We start from the raw sequence: 15,484 nt of genomic DNA on the forward strand, positions 1-15,484 counted from the left end.
ACGGCGGCTCCCGCCGCGCATACATCGCCCGCACCGCCGCCACGATCTCCGGCGCCGGCTCCGGCCACGGCGTCGGCTGCACCGACATCACACACACCATCCCACGGCCGGGACAGGGATAGGGGCCGGCCGTCAGATGATCATGAAGCCAAAACCCGCCACACCGACACCGACACGCCAAACCCCACCAGCACAACACTCGCCGCCGAATTAGCCAGCAGGGTCAGCATTCGTCGGGAAACGCCCCCGAACAACGATCATGCGTCCGTCCGACGGCCCCGGGCCCCTACCGCCAGGCGAACACGGGCTGCTCCAGGTGAGCCACCCGCGTGGCGCGGCCCTGCAGCACCACCTCCCGGAACTGGTGGAGCACGGCGGCGGTGGGGGCGTGCACGTACCGGCCCAGCAGCGGCAGCTGGATCACCGGCGCGTCCGACTCGGGGATCGTGACGAACCGCGGCTCGACGTCCACCAGCTCCAGGGGCACCCGGTGCACCTCGGACACCTCCACCGGGTTGGGGCGCAGCACCGGATCGCCGTCGGCCCACAGCACCACCGGCGTGATCAGGTAGCCGGAGCGGGTGGCGTAGTCGTCGAGGAGGCCGAGTTCCGCGTCGGCGTCCAGCACGAGGCCGAGCTCCTCGGCGAGCTCGCGGCGGGCGGCGGCGCCGGGATCCTCACCCGGGTCCGTCCGCCCACCGGGGAGCGCCCACTGGCCCGCGTGCCCGCGCAGCGTGGCCGCGCGCCGGGTGAGCAGGAACGCCTCGCCGTCCGACTCGAGGGTGATGCCGACGGCCGCCGGCTTGAGGTCCGGCCGGTCGAGCGGCCGGCGGGCGAATCGGCTCAGGGCGGTGTGGGTGTGGTGGCGGGTGACGGGCACAGCCGAAGCGTGCCAGCCGTCACCGCGCGCCGCTGACCTGCGGTACCGGTGCCGGCGCGGGCCAGTCCGGGTCGGTGGTGCTCGGCCGCCGCCCCGGCAGGGTGCGCACGGGGTCGGTGTCGGGGCGCAGCACCGATCGCACCACCAGCACGCAGAGCAGCACGACGAACGCGTCGCGCAGCACGACGGTGCCGAGGAACCAGTCCGGCGGGAGCCCTTTGTTCGCCGGTGTCAGGTAGTAGTACATGCGCGGCGCCCACACCAGCGCGTCCACCGCCATCCACGCCAGCAGCAGGCGCCAGCGCGGGAGCGCGAGCACCGCGAGCGGCACCAGCCACAGCGAGTACTGCGGGCTCCACACCTTGTTCACCAGCAGGAACGAGGCGATCACGAGGAACGCCAGCGAGGCGACGCGCGGGGTGTGCTGCGCGCGCAGGGCGAGCACGCAGATGGCGAGGCAGCAGAGCACGAAGAGCACCGCCGACACGGTGTTGAGCACCGTGGGGGTCTCCCCGTCGGCGAGCTTGCCGTCGAACCCGGGCCAGCCCGTGAAGTACTGGATCACGAAGTACAGCGAGTCGGGATCGGCGGGCCGGGTGCGGTTGAGCCGGAAGAACTCCCCCCACCCGGTGGGGTACAGCACCAGCACCGGAACGTTGACGAGCACGAACGTGCCGACGGCCGCACCGATCGTGCCCAGCGCCGTGCCGATCCGGCGTCGGCGCAGGCCCACGAGCAGGACCGGCAGGAGCAGCATCAACGGGTAGAGCTTGAACGCGCCGCCGATGCCGAGCAGCACGCCGGCGAGCAGCGGTCTTCGCCGGGCGAGGGCGAGCATCCCGGCGGTGGCGCAGGCCACGGCGAGCGCGTCGAAGTTGGTGAACACGTGCACCGCCACCAGCGGGGACAGCGCCACGAGCGCCGCGTCCCACGGCCGGTTCGGCCGCATTGCGCGCACCGCCCACACGGCCACGAGCCACGCCAGCGCGAGCCACGCCGCGCTGATGTCGAAGTAGACGACCACCGGCAGCGCGGTGGGCAGGAGCGGGACCACGCCGGCCGCCCACACCCAGGCGTCCGCGAGGCGCGCGTTGACGTACTGGAAGTAGCCGGTGAGCACCGGGTACTCCATGTAGCGCACCCGCTCGTCGTCCGTGCCCGCACCGTCGACCCACGGGTCGCGGTAGGGCACGGCGCCGCGGTCGAGCCCTTCGATGCCCCAGAGCGGGACGGTGTCGGAGTAGCACATCGCCACGTACTGGCGGTTGTTGCGCCAGTCGAGCGCGACCGTGCCGTCAGCGGTGGTGTACTGCTGCAGGCAGGGCGCCTTGCCCAGCCAGCCCAGTGCGAGCACCGCCACCGCGATCAGCAGGATCACGCGCAGCGGTGTCCAGAACCGGCTGCGGCCCACGAGGGCGTGCCGGCCGAGCGGACCACCCGCCACCCGGCTGGCGGCCGTGACGAGCGGTTCGGTCCACGTGGGGACGACGCGCGCGGGCGGGGCGTGCGGTTCCCGCACCCGCGGGCTCACCCGACGGGATCCTCGTTCGTGCTGTCGAGCGTGGACGGATCCGACTGCGAGCGGTTCGACGACCCCGACGAGCCCGAGCTGCTCCCGTTGCCCTGGTCGGAGGTGGGGCGGTCGCTGCCGCGTTCGCTGCCACCGTCGTCGGAGGAGCGGTTGTTGTCGTTGTTCCGCGAGTCGTTGCTGCGCGAGGACCGGCTGTCGTCGTCGGAGGAGCGGCCGGAGTCCCTGTCGCCGTCCTCGTCGCGGTCGGAGTCCTCATCGTCCTCGTCGTCGTCATCGTCGTCGTCCGGCGAGGTCGACTCCGAGGTGAACTCGGCCCGCGGCGGGTCGCCGATGGGCACGAAGGGCGAGAACTGCTCGGCCGGCAGGTCCTCCGTGGCCGTCTTCATGAACGAGTGCCAGATCTGGCCCGGCAGGCCGCTGCCGAAGATCGGCCGCTTCTGGGCGTTGCGGATCGGGTCGCTGCGGTCCGACCCCACCCAGACGGCGGTGGAGACCTGCGGGGTGAACCCGACGAACCAGGCGTCACGGTTGTCGGTGGCGCTGCCCTCGAGCTGGGCCGTGCCCGTCTTTGCGGCGACGGGCCTGCCCGGCAGGCTGTAGTTCTTCTTCGGGGCCACCTCGAGCATCGCCTCGATGACGTTGCGCGCGACCTGCTGCGGCATGACCTGCCGCCCGGCCGACTCATCGTGCTCGTACAGCACCTCGCCGTCAGCGGCCTCCACCCGGGACACGATGTAGGGCTCGTGGTAGACGCCCTCCGCGGCGAACGTGGCATAGGCGGAGGCCATGTCGACGGGGTGCACCTCCTTGTCGCCCAGCGAGATGCCACCGGTCGGGTTGGGGAGCAGGTCCTCCGGGATGCCGGCCTGGTGGGCCGCCGCCGCGACGTTGCTCGGGCCGACCTCGATGCCCAGCTGGTAGAACCAGGTGTTGATCGACTCGGTCATCGCGTAGGTGGCGCCGCACTGGTCGCAGCTCACGCCCTCGACGTTGCGCACCACGCCCGCGCGGCCCGGGAACTCCTTGGGCCCGCGCCCGTCGATCTGGGTGCCGAGGCCGAACCCGTTGTTCTGCTGCAGCGCGGCGGCCAGCACGAACGGCTTGAACGACGACCCGGGCTGGCGGAACGCCTCGCCCGCGTAGTCGACGCCCAGACCGTTGGTGCCGCCGTAGTAGCTGATGATCGCCCCGGTCTTCGGGTCGATGGAGACCAGCCCGTAGCGCAGGTTGTCGGGCTGCCTCGCGGTCAGCTTCTTCACGGTGTCCACGGCCTCCGCCTGCAGCGGCTGCTTGACCGTGGTGGTGACCGTGACGCCCCGGGTGTTGACGACGTCCTGGGGGATGCCCTTGGCCTCGAGCTCGGCGAGCGCGCGCTCGTAGATGTGGTAGCGGTCGTCGTCGGGGATGCCGCCGCCCGTCTTCTCCTTGATCTCGGGGAGCACGGGGAAGGTCTGCGCGTCGCGCTCGGCCTTGTCGAGCCAGCCCTGCTCGACCATGCCGTCGAGCACGAAGTTCCAGCGCTCCTGCGAGCGCTCGGGGTTCTTCGCGGGGTCCCAGCGGGACGGGGACTGGATGACGCCGGCGAGCATTGCGCCCTCCGACACCGTCAGCTCGCTCACGTCCTTGTCGAAGTACGCCTTCGCCGCTGCCTGGACGCCGGACGCGCCACGGCCCCAGTAGATCGTGTTGAGGTAGTTCTCGAGGATCTCGTCCTTGGTCTTCTCGCGCGAGATCTTGACCGCGAGGACGACCTCCTTGTACTTGCGCCAGAGGGAGAAGTCGTCCTCGCCGGTGGAGACCTTGATGTACTGCTGGGTGACGGTGGAACCGCCGCCGACGCCGCCGGTGAGCTGGTTGTAGACGGCGCGCCCGATGCCCATGAAGTCGAAGCCGGGGTTGGAGTAGAAGGTGCGGTCCTCCGCGGCCAGCACCGCGTCGCGCACGTGCTTGGGCACCTTGTCGAGCGTGACGGTGACGCGGTTGCCGTGCTCGGGTCGCACGGTGGCGAGCTCCTCGCCGTTGGCGAACCGGAACGTGGCCACCTGCGCGAGCGCCACCTCCTGCGACGACGGCACCGGGAACATGAACCAGCCGATGACGAACGCGACGAACGGGCCGATCAGCATCAGCCCGAGCACGACGTAGGAGATGCGGCGCACGCGCCGCCACGGCGAGACCTTCTTACGCCCACGCGCGCGGCCACCCGGTGCGGGCGGGCGCCCGGCAGCCGCGGTGGGTGGCCCGTGGCCGGCCACGATCGCGGTGGCGTCCTCGTCGTCGTGGGTGAGCAGCGGTACCGCGGGGCGGGACCCCGGCGGGCGAGCGGCCGCGCGCGGCGGGCCGTCGGCCCGGTAGCGCTGCGGCGGGACACGGGGATCCTGCGGCGGGCCCTGCCTGCGCGGCCGGCCGCCTGCCGGTGCGCCCGGGTCGCGGTGGGGCGGGCCGGGCCGGCGGGGCGGCGGGCCGCCGTACGGGTCGCGCGGGCGGCCTCGTGGCGCGTCGAACCGGGGGTCGCGCTGATCACTCACCGCTGCTCCGGGGGTTCGGGGACGATTGCGGTCACTCGGCGGCGGTCCTCCGTCGGTCGGGCCTGCGGCTGTGGGGAGCGTCGCCCGAGCCCATCACATAGGACAGGACGAGGTGGTTCCAGCTGCAGGTGCGACAGACCTCCACCACGTACACGGAGAAGTCGGCGTGGACGTTCGCCAGTTGCTCGATCTCCTCCGGTTTGCGTGCGGATCCCGCGGCGTGCCTGAGCTCTTCACCGAAGATCCACGAGACCTGAGTGAGCCGTTCCTTGCGGCACACCGGGCAGCTTCGATCAGTGGGTTCGCCGTGGAACCGCGCTGCTCGGAGCAGGTACGGACTGGCGTCGCACACCTCGGCGACGCCGACCCGACCGGAGTGGACCTCGGCGAGCAGCGCACGGCGCTGCAACGCGTAGTCGACCACCTGCCGCTGCGTGCGCACCCGGTCAGGGTACGCGGACCACTCCCGGGAAGGCGCGAGAACACCACCGACCGAACGGCTTGATCGATGACGGGTCGCCGGGCGGCGTTCGCGGGCCTGTCGCCGGATGTATCGCCTCGATATACTCCAGCGCGCTATCGGCACGTTCCATCGGGTCGCGGCAGCGGAGGTGAGGTCGTCGTGCTCGAGCTGGCGATCCTCGGCCTCCTCCAGGAGGCCCCGATCCACGGCTACGAACTGCGCAAACAACTGGGCCTGCGACTCGGCGGCTTCCGGTTGTTCTCCTACGGCTCGCTGTACCCGGCGCTGCGCCGGCTCACCCGGGCCGGCCTCATCGCCGAAGCGGCCGAGGAGGAGGCGCCCGAGGGCGGCAGCTGGTCGCGCCGGGGCCGCCGTGTGTACCGGATCACAGCCGAGGGCAAGGAGCGCCTCGCCGAGCTGCTCTCCGAGGCCGGTCCCCACGCGTGGGACGACGAGGGCTTCGGCGTCCACGTCGCGTTCTTCTCGCGCACGCCCGCGGAGACGCGCATGCGGATCCTCGAGGGCCGCAGGCGGGCCGTCGAGGAGCGCCGGGAGGGCCTGCGGGCGGCTCTCGGCCGGGCGCGCGAACAGATCGACAACTACACGCAGCAGCTCCACCAGCTCGGCCTCGACGCCTGCGAGCGGGAGGTTCGGTGGCTCAACGAGTTGATCGCCACCGAGCGCGCGGCGCAGGACGGGGCGACACCGCTCGAGCACGACCAGGAAGACGAGAGAAGGAGCCGCAATGGGTGAGGTCCGTGTCGCCGTGGTGGGCGTCGGCAACTGCGCCGCGTCGCTGGTGCAGGGCGTGCACTACTACGCGGACGCCGATCCGGCCACGCGTGTCCCCGGTCTGATGCACGTCGACTTCGGCGGGTACCACGTCCGCGACGTCAGGTTCGTCGCCGCGTTCGACGTGGACGCCAAGAAGGTCGGGCGCGACCTGTCCGAGGCGATCTCGGCGAGCGAGAACAACACGATCAAGATCTGCGACGTCCCGCCGCTCGACGTCCCGGTGCAGCGCGGCCACACGCTCGACGGCCTGGGCCGCTTCTACCGCGAGACGATCGACGAGTCCGACGAGGAGCCGGTCGACGTTGCGCAGGTCCTGCGCGACAGCCGCGCCGACGTGCTCGTGTCCTACCTCCCGGTGGGCAGCGAGGCCGCCGACCGCTTCTACGCGCAGGCGGCGCTCGACGCGGGCGTGGCGTTCGTCAACGCGCTCCCGGTGTTCATCGCCTCCGACCCGGAGTGGGCGGAGAAGTTCCGCGTCGCGGGCGTGCCGATCGTCGGGGACGACATCAAGAGCCAGGTCGGCGCCACCATCACCCACCGCGTGCTCGCCCGGCTGTTCGAGGACCGCGGCGTGCAGCTCGACCGCACGATGCAGCTCAACGTGGGCGGGAACATGGACTTCCTGAACATGAAGGAGCTCGAGCGGCTGGAGTCGAAGAAGGTGTCGAAGACCCAGTCGGTCACCTCCCAGGTCGACCGCGACCTCGGCAAGGACAACGTGCACATCGGCCCGTCGGACTACGTGGCGTGGCTGGACGACCGCAAGTGGGCCTACGTCCGGCTGGAGGGCAGGGCCTTCGGCGACGTGCCGCTGAACCTGGAGTACAAGCTCGAGGTCTGGGACTCGCCCAACTCCGCGGGCATCATCATCGACGCCGTGCGGGCCGCGAAGATCGCGAAGGACCGCGGGATCGGCGGGCCGATCCTGTCCGCGTCGAGCTACTTCATGAAGTCGCCGCCCGAGCAGTACAGCGACGACGAGGCCCGCCGTGCGGTGGAGGAGTTCATCCGCGGCGAGCGGGAGCGCTGACGCCCCACCAGCCGATCCGGCCCCGGCCGTGGCCCTGCCGCCGCGACCGGGGCCGATTCGTTTCCAGAGCGCGAACCTTTTCGAGGCTGCGCCGTCGGTTCCGTTCCGGAAACAATTTCACTCGTCTGCATCAATCACGGTCACATCACGGAGGCATCAGTTGCGCAGGTCACCGGCCTGCGGTGCCATGTGATCCCTCGGAGCGGTTCATCGCGCACCAGGCATGACCTGTTCGGCGTAATCAGCGGTGAGCGAGTTCACCGGATAGCGAGTGCCGCTTTGAGAGATGCGTCATGGCATCGCGACGAAATCGGTTCGTAATGTGCCGGACGGCTCTGCGCCACCGACGCTCATCCGGAGCGGCGGGTGCAGGGTCACCGCCGGACGGGCGGGATGCGGCACGCCCCACGTGCGAGAACGGGGCCGTGCGGATCGCAGCCCGCTGGTTCCCGCGGGCTCCCCCCGCCCGCGGGAACCGGTCCGCCGGTGCAACCCCCCCGAGGAACATCCCCCGTGACCAAGCACCTCCCCGCGCTTGCGGTGCGTGCCGCCGTCGTGACCACCACCGCTGCCATCGCCTCCGTCGTGGCCGTGCTCCCCGCCGCCGCCGAACCCGCCCCCGTCGCGCCGGCGGTCGCCCCCGTGGCCGTGAGCGCCCCCGCCGCAGCGGCACCCACCGCCGCCGCTGCCCGGTCCACGGCGCTGCAGCACGCGATGAGCAAGATCGGCGCCCCGTACCGCTACGGGGCCACCGGGCCGAACGCCTTCGACTGCTCCGGCCTCGTCTCCTGGGCCTTCAAGAAGGCGGGCAAGTCGCTGCCGCGCACCAGCCGGGCGATGTCGCAGGTCGGCACGCCGGTGTCGCGCTCCGAGCTCCAGCCCGGCGACCTGGTGTTCTTCTACAAGCCGGTCAGCCACGTCGGCATCTACATCGGCGACGGCAAGATCGTGCACGCCAGCACCCGCAAGAGCCCGGTCAAGATCTCCGACATGGGTCGCATGAAGTTCAACTCCGCGCGCCGCGTCTGAGAACGCGGGCGGTCCGTCGAACGATCGATGCCGCGAGGGGCCTGCGCTCGTACGATCGGTGAGGTGAGCTCCGACGACGACCGCAGGCACCTGCGCGTCTCGGACGCGGACCGGGAGGCCACCGCCGAGCGGCTGCGGATCGCGGTCGACGAGGGCAGGCTCGACCTCACCGAGTACGACGCCCGGGTGCGCTCGGCCTACGCCGCCACCACCTACGGGGAACTCGAGCCGCTCACGGCCGACCTGCCCGCGCCGCCCCCGCCTGCTCCGGCGAAGAAGCCCGCCGCGCGCGGCACGTTGCTCGACGAGTGGCGGGAGTGGCTCGGCGGCGCGATCATCATGATCGCGATCTGGGGCACCACCTCGTTCTTCGCCGGCTCGCTGCACGCGTTCTGGCCCGCGATCCCGCTCGGGATCTGGGCCGCGGTGATCGTCGCGGAAGCGCTGGGGAAGAAGGAGAAGGGCGCCTGAGCTCACACCCCGGCGTCGGCGGCGATCGCCAGCAGCGAGAGTGCGTCGTGGTCGGGTGTGCCCGGCGCTGCCTGGTGGACGCTGATCCGCGTGCTGCCGTCGCCCGAGCGCAGCACCTCCCACGCCAGGGAGATCGAGCCCACGGCCGGGTGGTGGAAGACCTTCCGCGCGCCGGTCTTGTGCTGGACGTCGTGGCGCTGCCACAACGCGGCGAACTCCGGGCTCGCCGCCGACAGCTCCTCGACGAGCGCGGCGACGTCGAGCGCCTCCGGATCGGTGGCGTGGACGGTGCGCAGGTCGGCCACCGCACCCGCCGTGGCCGCCTGCCAGTCCGCGAACAGCGCGGGCGCGTCCGGGTGCCGGAACATGTAGCGGATCGTGTTGCGGCGCGCGGGCGGCCACCCGGCCAGCCCGTGGTAGAGCGCGAGCCCCTCCGGGTTGGCGGCGAGGACGTCGCAGGTGCGGCTCAGCACCAGCGCGGGGCAGGGCCGCAGGTTCTCCAGCAGCATCCGCATGCCCGCCGTGACCGTGCGGTCCGGCCGGCGGCGCACCGGCCTGCGCCGGGCGGCGTGATCGGCGAGAGCGAACAGGTGGGCACGCGCCTCGTCGTCGAGCTGGAGCGCACCGGCCAGCGCGCCGAGCACCGCGCTGCTCGGGTTGGTCTCCTTGCCCTGCTCCAGCCGGATGTAGTAGTCGACGCTCACGCCGGCGACCGCGGCGAGTTCCTCCCGCCGCAGGCCGGGCGTGCGCCGCAGGCCCACCCCGGCGGGCAACCCCACGTCCTCCGGCCGGACCCGGGCCCGCCGGGCCCTCAGGAAGGCGGCCAGCGCTGTCGAGCTCATGCCACCATCATCCGCCGGGCGGCGCGCCGGTGCCTGACCCCAGCACTGCCACCCACGCGGGGACCAGGAACGACGCGCCCTGAACGGCTCGCTCCGGCGCGCCGATCGTGGTGGTCATGTCGAGAACCCCACTGCACGAACGTCCCGCCTCCGCCCGCACCGCTCCGCGGCCCTGGAAGATGTGGGTGCTGCTGACGTGCGCGATCTACCCGCTGCTTCTCGTCATCGTGATGCTGACGGACCCGCTCGTGCACGTGCTCCCGGCACCCGTGCGCTACCTCGTGGTCGTGCCGCTCATGACCGCGTCGGTGGTGTGGGGCGTGCTGCCGCGGCTCCACCGCTGGTTCGGCCGCTGGCTGGCCCGATGACCCGGGAGGGGCTCAGACGACCACGTTGACCAGGCGGCCGGGCACCACGATCACCTTGCGCGGGGTGCCACCGGCGAGGGCGGCCACGACCTTCTCGTCGGCCAGCGCCGCGGCCTCCACCTGCTCACGCGTGGCATCGGCCGGCGTGGTGACGCGCGAGCGCACCTTGCCGTTGATCTGGATCGGGTACTCGACCGTGTCGGCCACCAGGTACTGCTCGTCGGCCACCGGGAACGGGCCGTGGGCCAGCGATCCCTCGTGGCCGAGCCGTGACCACAGCTCCTCCGCCACGTGCGGCGTGAGCGGCGCCATCATCAGCACCAGCGGCTCGGCCACCGAGCGGGGCACGCCGACCGCGCCGTAGACCTTGGTCAGGTGGTTGTTCAGCTCGATCAGCTTGGCGGCCGCGGTGTTGTACCGCAGGCCCACGTAGTCGCTGTGCACCCCGGCGATCGCCCGGTGCAGCACCCGCAGCGTCTCGGTGTCCGGCTCGGCATCGGTGACCCGGAGCTCGCCGGTGCGCTCGTCGACCAGGTTGCGCCACACCCGCTGCAGGAACCGCTGCGATCCGACGACGTCGCGGGTGGACCAGGGCCGCGAGACCTCCAGCGGACCCGTGGACATCTCGTACAGGCGGAACGTGTCGGCGCCGTAGCGCTCGCACATCTCGTCGGGCGTCACCACGTTCTTCAGCGACTTGCCCATCTTCCCGTACTCCCGGCGCACGGGCTGGCCGTTCCACGTGAAACGGCCCTCCTCGTCCTCGACGACCTCCTCGGCGGGGACGTAGGTGCCACGGGCGTCGGTGTAGGCGTACGCCTGGATGTAGCCCTGGTTGACCAGCCTGCGGAACGGCTCCTCCGAGCTCAGGTGGCCCAGGTCGTAGAGCACCTTGTGCCAGAACCGGGCGTACAGCAGGTGCAGCACCGCGTGCTCGACGCCGCCGACGTACAGGTCGACGCCACCCGGGTCGTTCGGGCGCGACGGGTCCTTGCCCATCCAGTACCGCTCGACGTCGGGGTCGACGAACCGCTCGTGGTTCTCCGGGTCCAGGTACCGCAGCGGGTACCAGCACGAGCCTGCCCACTGCGGCATCGTGTTGGTCTCGCGGCGGTAGTGCCGCTCGCCGTCACCCAGGTCCAGGTCGACCTCCACCCACTCGGAGGCGCGCGACAGCGGCGGCTCCGGCTCGGTGTTCGCGTCGTCCGGGTCGTAGGTCTTGGGGGAGTAGTCGTCGACGTCGGGCAGCTCGACGGGCAGCTGGTCGTCGGGCAGCGCCACCGGGCCGTGCTCGTCCCAGACGATCGGGAACGGCTCGCCCCAGTACCGCTGGCGGGAGAACAGCCAGTCGCGCAGCTTGTACTGCACCACGGCCTCGCCCGCGCCCTTGGCCGCCAGCCACTCGGTGATGGCCTGCTTGGCCTCCGCCACAGCCATGCCGTTGAGGCTGATCTCGTCGTTCGCCGAGTTGATCGCCGGGCCGTCGCCGGTGAACGCCTGGCCGTCGAAGCCCTCGGTCGGCTGCACGGTGCGCACGATCGGCAGCCCGAACGCCTCCGCGAAGTCCCAGTCGCGCTGGTCCTGCCCGGGCACCGCCATGATCGCGCCGGTGCCGTAGCCCATCAGCACGTAGTCGGCGACGAAGACCGGGATGCGCTCCCCGTTGACCGGGTTGGTGGCGTACGCGCCGGTGAAGACGCCGGTCTTCTCCCGGTTCTCCTGCCGGTCCAGCTCGGACTTGCGCGACGCCGCCTCCCGGTAGGCGGCCACCGCGGCCTGCGGGTCGGCCGCGCCACCGGTCCACCGCGGATCCACGCCGTCCGGCCACCGCTGCGGCACGATCACGTCGACCAGCGGGTGCTCCGGTGCCAGCACCATGTACGTGGCACCGAACAGCGTGTCGGGCCGGGTGGTGAAGACCTCGATCTCGGTGCCGCCGGCCGCACCGTCGACCGGGAAGCGGACCTGCGCTCCCTCGGAGCGGCCGATCCAGTTGCGCTGCATCGACTTGATGGAGTCCGGCCAGTCCAGCCGGTCGAGGTCGTCGATCAGGCGGTCGGCGTAGGCCGTGATCCGCATCATCCACTGCTTCAGGTTGCGGCGGAACACGGGGAAGTTGCCCCGCTCGCTGCGACCGTCAGCGGTGACCTCCTCGTTGGCCAGCACCGTGCCCAGGCCGGGGCACCAGTTCACCGGCGCCTCGGAGATGTAGGCCAGCCGGTAGCCGTCGATCACGGTGCGCTGCTCGGGCGGCGTCAGCTCACCCCACGGGCGACCGTCCGGAGTGGACCGCACGCCCTGCGCGAACTGCTCCTCCAGCTCGGCGATGGGCCGCGCCTTCTGCTGCTCGGTGTCGTACCAGCTGTTGAAGATCTGCAGGAAGATCCACTGCGTCCAGCGGTAGAACCCGACGTCCGTGGTGGCCACCGAGCGGCGCTCGTCGTGGGCCAGGCCCAGCTGGCGCAGCTGCGCCTTGTAGCGCTGGATGTTCTCCTCGGTGGTCTTGCGCGGGTGGGTGCCCGTCTGCACCGCGTACTGCTCCGCGGGCAGGCCGAACGCGTCGAAACCCATCGCGTGCAGCACCGTGCGGCCGTTCATCCGCAGGTAGCGCCCCAGCACGTCGGTGCCGATGAAGCCGAGCGGGTGGCCGACGTGCAGCCCCGAACCCGACGGGTACGGGAACATGTCCAGCAGGTAGACCTTCTCGCGGCTCGTGGCCTCCGGGTCGGCCCACGGCCCGGACGGGTTCGGCGCGTGGAAGGTGCCTTCGTTCTCCCACCGGTCCTGCCAGCGGCGCTCGATCTGGGCGGCCAGCGCGGCGCCGTACCGGAACGGCGGCGCGCCCTCCCCGGCGTCGGCGCTCTCCGGCGCGGTTGCCGTCGTGTCCGTGCTCATGTCCCGCTCCTGGGAAGTCCGTGGGTGGCCCGAAAACCAGAAGACCCCTCCGCCCGGAGGCAGAAGGGGTCGGCCGCGCCGGGGCGTGTGTGCACGCTCAGTGCGGCGCGGCCTCGAGAAGAAGTCGGCGGGCCACGGCCCCAGGGTAGCGCCGCCGCGCCGGCGGGTGCGATCGGGTACGGGGCCACCTGAGCCCGGCGCGGGCCCCCGACCACCGCGTACCGTGGTCGCGTGCCGCTCCCCGTCCGCCTCGTCCTGGGTGTCCTGCTCGTCGTGCTGGGCGCTGCGCTGCTCACCTACGCGCTGCTCGGCATGCGCCGCAAGCTGCGGCGCAACCGGTGGTTCGGGGTGCGCACGGCAGCGAGCCTGCGCTCCGACGCCGCCTTCGCGGTGGCCAACCAGGTGGCGGCGGCACCGCTGGGCGCCGCGGGCGTCGTGGGCGTGCTCGGCGGCGGCGCGCTGCTGGCGGGCGCCACCGGCGTGCTCGGCTGGACGCTGTTCGCGGTGAGCGCCGTGGCCGTGTTCGTGCTCACCGGCGTGGGCGGGGTGGCGGGTGACCGCGCAGCGGGCGCCGTGCCCGCACCCGACCCCGGCCCCTCGGCCTGCGCGGGCACGTGCGCCGGGTGCGACCTCGTGGCGGGCTGCCGCACCGCGGCCGCCCCGGCCCGCAGCGAGAGCTAGTTGTTCCTGAGGTCCAGCGGGTAGGTCGCCAGCAGCGACAGCGGCATCCCCTGCCTGCGCAGCACGTGGCCCCACAGCCGGGAGTCGTGGCGGGCCAGCACGTCGTCGGGGATGGCGGGCACGACGATCCAGTCGCCGCGCTCGATCTCCGTCGCGAGCTGCCCGGCGTCCCAGCCCGAGTAGCCGGCGAACACGCGCAGCCCGCGCAGGTTCGGCGCGATCGCCTCCGGGTCGGAGTCGAGGTCGACGAGCGCCACCGGGCCGCGCACCGCGATCAGACCCTCCACCGCGCCCGGGTCCTGGCCCGTGCGGACGGTCGCGAGGCAGAGCGCGGTCTCGCTCTCCACCGGTCCCCCGACGAACACGGCGGGCGGCTGCGACGACAACGGCGCCCACGACGGGAGGACATCGCGCACGGTGACCTCGCTCGGCCGGTTGAGCACGACCCCGAGCGTGCCCCGGCGCCGGTGCTCGATGATGTAGATCACAGTGCGCCGGAAGTGGGGGTCGAGGAGCCCGGGCGCCGCCACGAGGAGGGTGCCGGGCGCCACCTCCGAACCGGGAGCCGAACCAGAACGGGAGCGCTCGTCCACCACGCGCCCATCGTCGCACCCCCGCTCAGCGCGTAACCTCCAGCCGTGCCGACAACGGGACCTGGGTCGCCTGCGGCCGCCCCGGTGGTGCCCGGCGCGCGGCTGGGCCTCGGGGGGCTGGTGCGCACACCCGGGTTCCGCAGGCTCCTGGCCGTGCGTTTCGCCACCCAGTGGGCGGACGGGATGTTCCAGGCCGCCCTCGGCGGGGCCGTGCTGTTCAACCCGGAGCGGCAGGCCGATCCGCTCGCCGTGGCCGCGGGGCTCGCGGTGCTGCTGCTGCCCTACTCGTTGATCGGCCCGTTCGCAGGCGCGCTCATCGACCGCTGGGACCGCAAGCGCGTGCTGCTGGGCGCCAACCTCGCGCGGGCGGCCCTGGTGGTGGTCGTGGCGGCCGTGGTGCTCTCGGGCGGCGCGGGCGCGGCGCTCTTCCTGCCCGCGCTCGCCGTGGCGGGCGTGAGCCGGTTCGTGCTCGCCGCGCTCTCGGTGGCGCTCCCGCACGTCGCCCCGCGCAGGCACATGGTGGAGGCCAACACGTTCGCGGTGACGGCGGGGGCGGCCGTCGCCGCTCTCGGCGGGGCCACGGCCATCGGGCTGCGCGAGCTCGTCGGCACCGGCGACACCGGTTCGGCGACGGTCACCCTCGTGGCGATCGCCGGGTCGCTCGCCGCCGCGGTGTTCGCGGGCGGGTTCCGCAGGGGGCAGCTCGGGCCCGACCGCACCGACCGGCGCCCGTCCACGGTGAGCAGCGTGCTGCACGGCTTCGCCGACGGCGCGCGGGCGACGATCGCCACCCCGTCGGTGGCCGCGTCGTTCCTGGCGCTCGGCACCCACCGGCTCGCCTTCGGCGTGTCCACCCTGCTGTCGCTGCTGCTGTTCCGCTACGCGTTCACCGACGCGGGCCCGCTGCGCGCCGGCATGGCGGGCCTCGGCGAGGCGGTCGTGCTCGCCGCGGCCGGGCTGGGCACCGCGGCGCTGGCCACCCCGTGGGCGGTGCGGCGCTGGGGCCGGCCGCGCACGGTGCGCGTGGCGCTCGTCGTCGCCACGGTCACGCAGCTCACGCTCGCGGCGCTGCTCTCGCTGCCGATCGTGATGGTGTCGGCGTTCGTGCTCGGGCTCACCGGGCAGGTCGTCAAGCTCTGCGCCGACGCCGCCGTGCAGAGCGAGGTGGGGGACGAGGTGCTCGGGCGGGTGTTCGCCCTCTACGACATCGTCTTCAACGTCGGCTACGTGCTGGCGGTGACCTCCGCCGCCCTGCTGAGCCCGCCGAACGGGGTGGCGCCCTGGCTGTTCGCCGGGGCCGCGCTCCTCTACGTCATCGGCCTCGTCGGCCACGACCTGCAGCTGCGCCGGGCCCGCGCGACCGCGGCGCGGTAGCGCG

Annotated in this window: 14 protein-coding genes; 7 read left to right on the plus strand and 7 right to left on the minus strand. The window is 72.5% G+C overall.

Going from position 1 to position 15,484, the window contains the following annotated elements:
- Nucleotides 1–286 precede the first annotated feature (286 nt).
- Genes ACFPL3_RS07140 through ACFPL3_RS07155 form a run of 4 tightly spaced genes read right to left on the minus strand, consistent with a single transcriptional unit; the run spans nucleotide 287 to nucleotide 5,381 of the window.
- A complete protein-coding gene (locus ACFPL3_RS07140; RefSeq protein WP_343946175.1) occupies nucleotides 287–880 on the minus strand; it encodes an NUDIX hydrolase in 594 nt (197 codons plus the stop codon).
- 19 nt (nucleotides 881–899) lie between these two features.
- Entirely contained in the window at nucleotides 900–2,411 is a 1,512-nt protein-coding gene (locus ACFPL3_RS07145; protein WP_343946174.1) for a glycosyltransferase family 87 protein, read from the minus strand.
- Nucleotides 2,408–4,939 (minus strand): transglycosylase domain-containing protein, encoded by a 2,532-nt coding sequence (locus ACFPL3_RS07150; protein WP_379588605.1) that lies wholly within the window; start codon nucleotides 4,937–4,939, stop codon nucleotides 2,408–2,410. The genes ACFPL3_RS07145 and ACFPL3_RS07150 overlap by 4 nt, the downstream gene beginning before the upstream one ends.
- A 31-nt stretch (nucleotides 4,940–4,970) precedes the next feature.
- On the minus strand, nucleotides 4,971–5,381 hold the full coding sequence (locus ACFPL3_RS07155; RefSeq protein WP_343940853.1) for a DUF5318 domain-containing protein: 411 nt from the start codon (nucleotides 5,379–5,381) through the stop codon (nucleotides 4,971–4,973).
- A 180-nt stretch (nucleotides 5,382–5,561) separates the two neighbouring features.
- Between ACFPL3_RS07155 and ACFPL3_RS07160 the strand changes: the two genes are divergently transcribed.
- From ACFPL3_RS07160 to ACFPL3_RS07175, 4 genes are all read left to right on the plus strand, one after another.
- Entirely contained in the window at nucleotides 5,562–6,155 is a 594-nt protein-coding gene (locus tag ACFPL3_RS07160; RefSeq protein WP_343940854.1) for a PadR family transcriptional regulator, read from the plus strand.
- Nucleotides 6,148–7,227 carry an inositol-3-phosphate synthase gene (locus ACFPL3_RS07165; RefSeq protein ID WP_343940855.1) on the plus strand — a complete coding sequence of 360 codons (1,080 nt, stop codon included), beginning with the start codon at nucleotides 6,148–6,150 and terminating at the stop codon, nucleotides 7,225–7,227. The genes ACFPL3_RS07160 and ACFPL3_RS07165 overlap by 8 nt, the downstream gene beginning before the upstream one ends.
- Before the next feature lie 513 nt (nucleotides 7,228–7,740).
- A complete protein-coding gene (locus ACFPL3_RS07170) occupies nucleotides 7,741–8,256 on the plus strand; it encodes a C40 family peptidase (RefSeq protein WP_343940856.1) in 516 nt (171 codons plus the stop codon).
- A gap of 63 nt (nucleotides 8,257–8,319) precedes the next feature.
- Nucleotides 8,320–8,727: a DUF1707 SHOCT-like domain-containing protein gene (locus tag ACFPL3_RS07175; protein ID WP_343940857.1), complete on the plus strand. Its 408-nt coding sequence runs from the start codon at nucleotides 8,320–8,322 to the stop codon at nucleotides 8,725–8,727.
- 2 nt (nucleotides 8,728–8,729) lie between these two features.
- On the opposite strand, the gene ACFPL3_RS07180 is transcribed toward ACFPL3_RS07175, so the two are convergent.
- On the minus strand, nucleotides 8,730–9,569 hold the full coding sequence (locus ACFPL3_RS07180) for a helix-turn-helix domain-containing protein (protein ID WP_343940858.1): 840 nt from the start codon (nucleotides 9,567–9,569) through the stop codon (nucleotides 8,730–8,732).
- 116 nt (nucleotides 9,570–9,685) lie between these two features.
- On the opposite strand from ACFPL3_RS07180, the gene ACFPL3_RS07185 reads away from it, so the two are divergent.
- Nucleotides 9,686–9,937 carry a putative antibiotic biosynthesis monooxygenase gene (locus ACFPL3_RS07185; RefSeq protein WP_343940859.1) on the plus strand — a complete coding sequence of 84 codons (252 nt, stop codon included), beginning with the start codon at nucleotides 9,686–9,688 and terminating at the stop codon, nucleotides 9,935–9,937.
- 12 nt (nucleotides 9,938–9,949) lie between these two features.
- Here the strand turns inward: ACFPL3_RS07185 and leuS are convergent, their stop codons facing one another.
- Nucleotides 9,950–12,832 carry a leucine--tRNA ligase gene (gene leuS, locus ACFPL3_RS07190; protein WP_343940860.1) on the minus strand — a complete coding sequence of 961 codons (2,883 nt, stop codon included), beginning with the start codon at nucleotides 12,830–12,832 and terminating at the stop codon, nucleotides 9,950–9,952.
- Between the two features lie 231 nt (nucleotides 12,833–13,063).
- Here leuS and ACFPL3_RS07195 point away from each other — a divergent pair, with 231 nt between their 5' ends.
- Entirely contained in the window at nucleotides 13,064–13,513 is a 450-nt protein-coding gene (locus ACFPL3_RS07195; protein WP_343940861.1) for an SdpI family protein, read from the plus strand.
- Here ACFPL3_RS07195 and ACFPL3_RS07200 read toward each other — a convergent pair.
- On the minus strand, nucleotides 13,510–14,109 hold the full coding sequence (locus ACFPL3_RS07200; protein ID WP_379588608.1) for a YqgE/AlgH family protein: 600 nt from the start codon (nucleotides 14,107–14,109) through the stop codon (nucleotides 13,510–13,512). The two genes, ACFPL3_RS07195 and ACFPL3_RS07200, sit on opposite strands and share 4 nt — an antisense overlap.
- 42 nt (nucleotides 14,110–14,151) lie before the next feature.
- Between ACFPL3_RS07200 and ACFPL3_RS07205 the strand changes: the two genes are divergently transcribed.
- Nucleotides 14,152–15,480, plus strand: coding sequence for an MFS transporter (locus ACFPL3_RS07205; RefSeq protein ID WP_343940863.1), 1,329 nt, complete (start codon nucleotides 14,152–14,154; stop codon nucleotides 15,478–15,480).
- Nucleotides 15,481–15,484: the final 4 nt, after the last annotated feature.

The organism is Pseudonocardia zijingensis (assembly GCF_042657305.1).
Lineage (GTDB): Bacteria > Actinomycetota > Actinomycetes > Mycobacteriales > Pseudonocardiaceae > Pseudonocardia > Pseudonocardia zijingensis.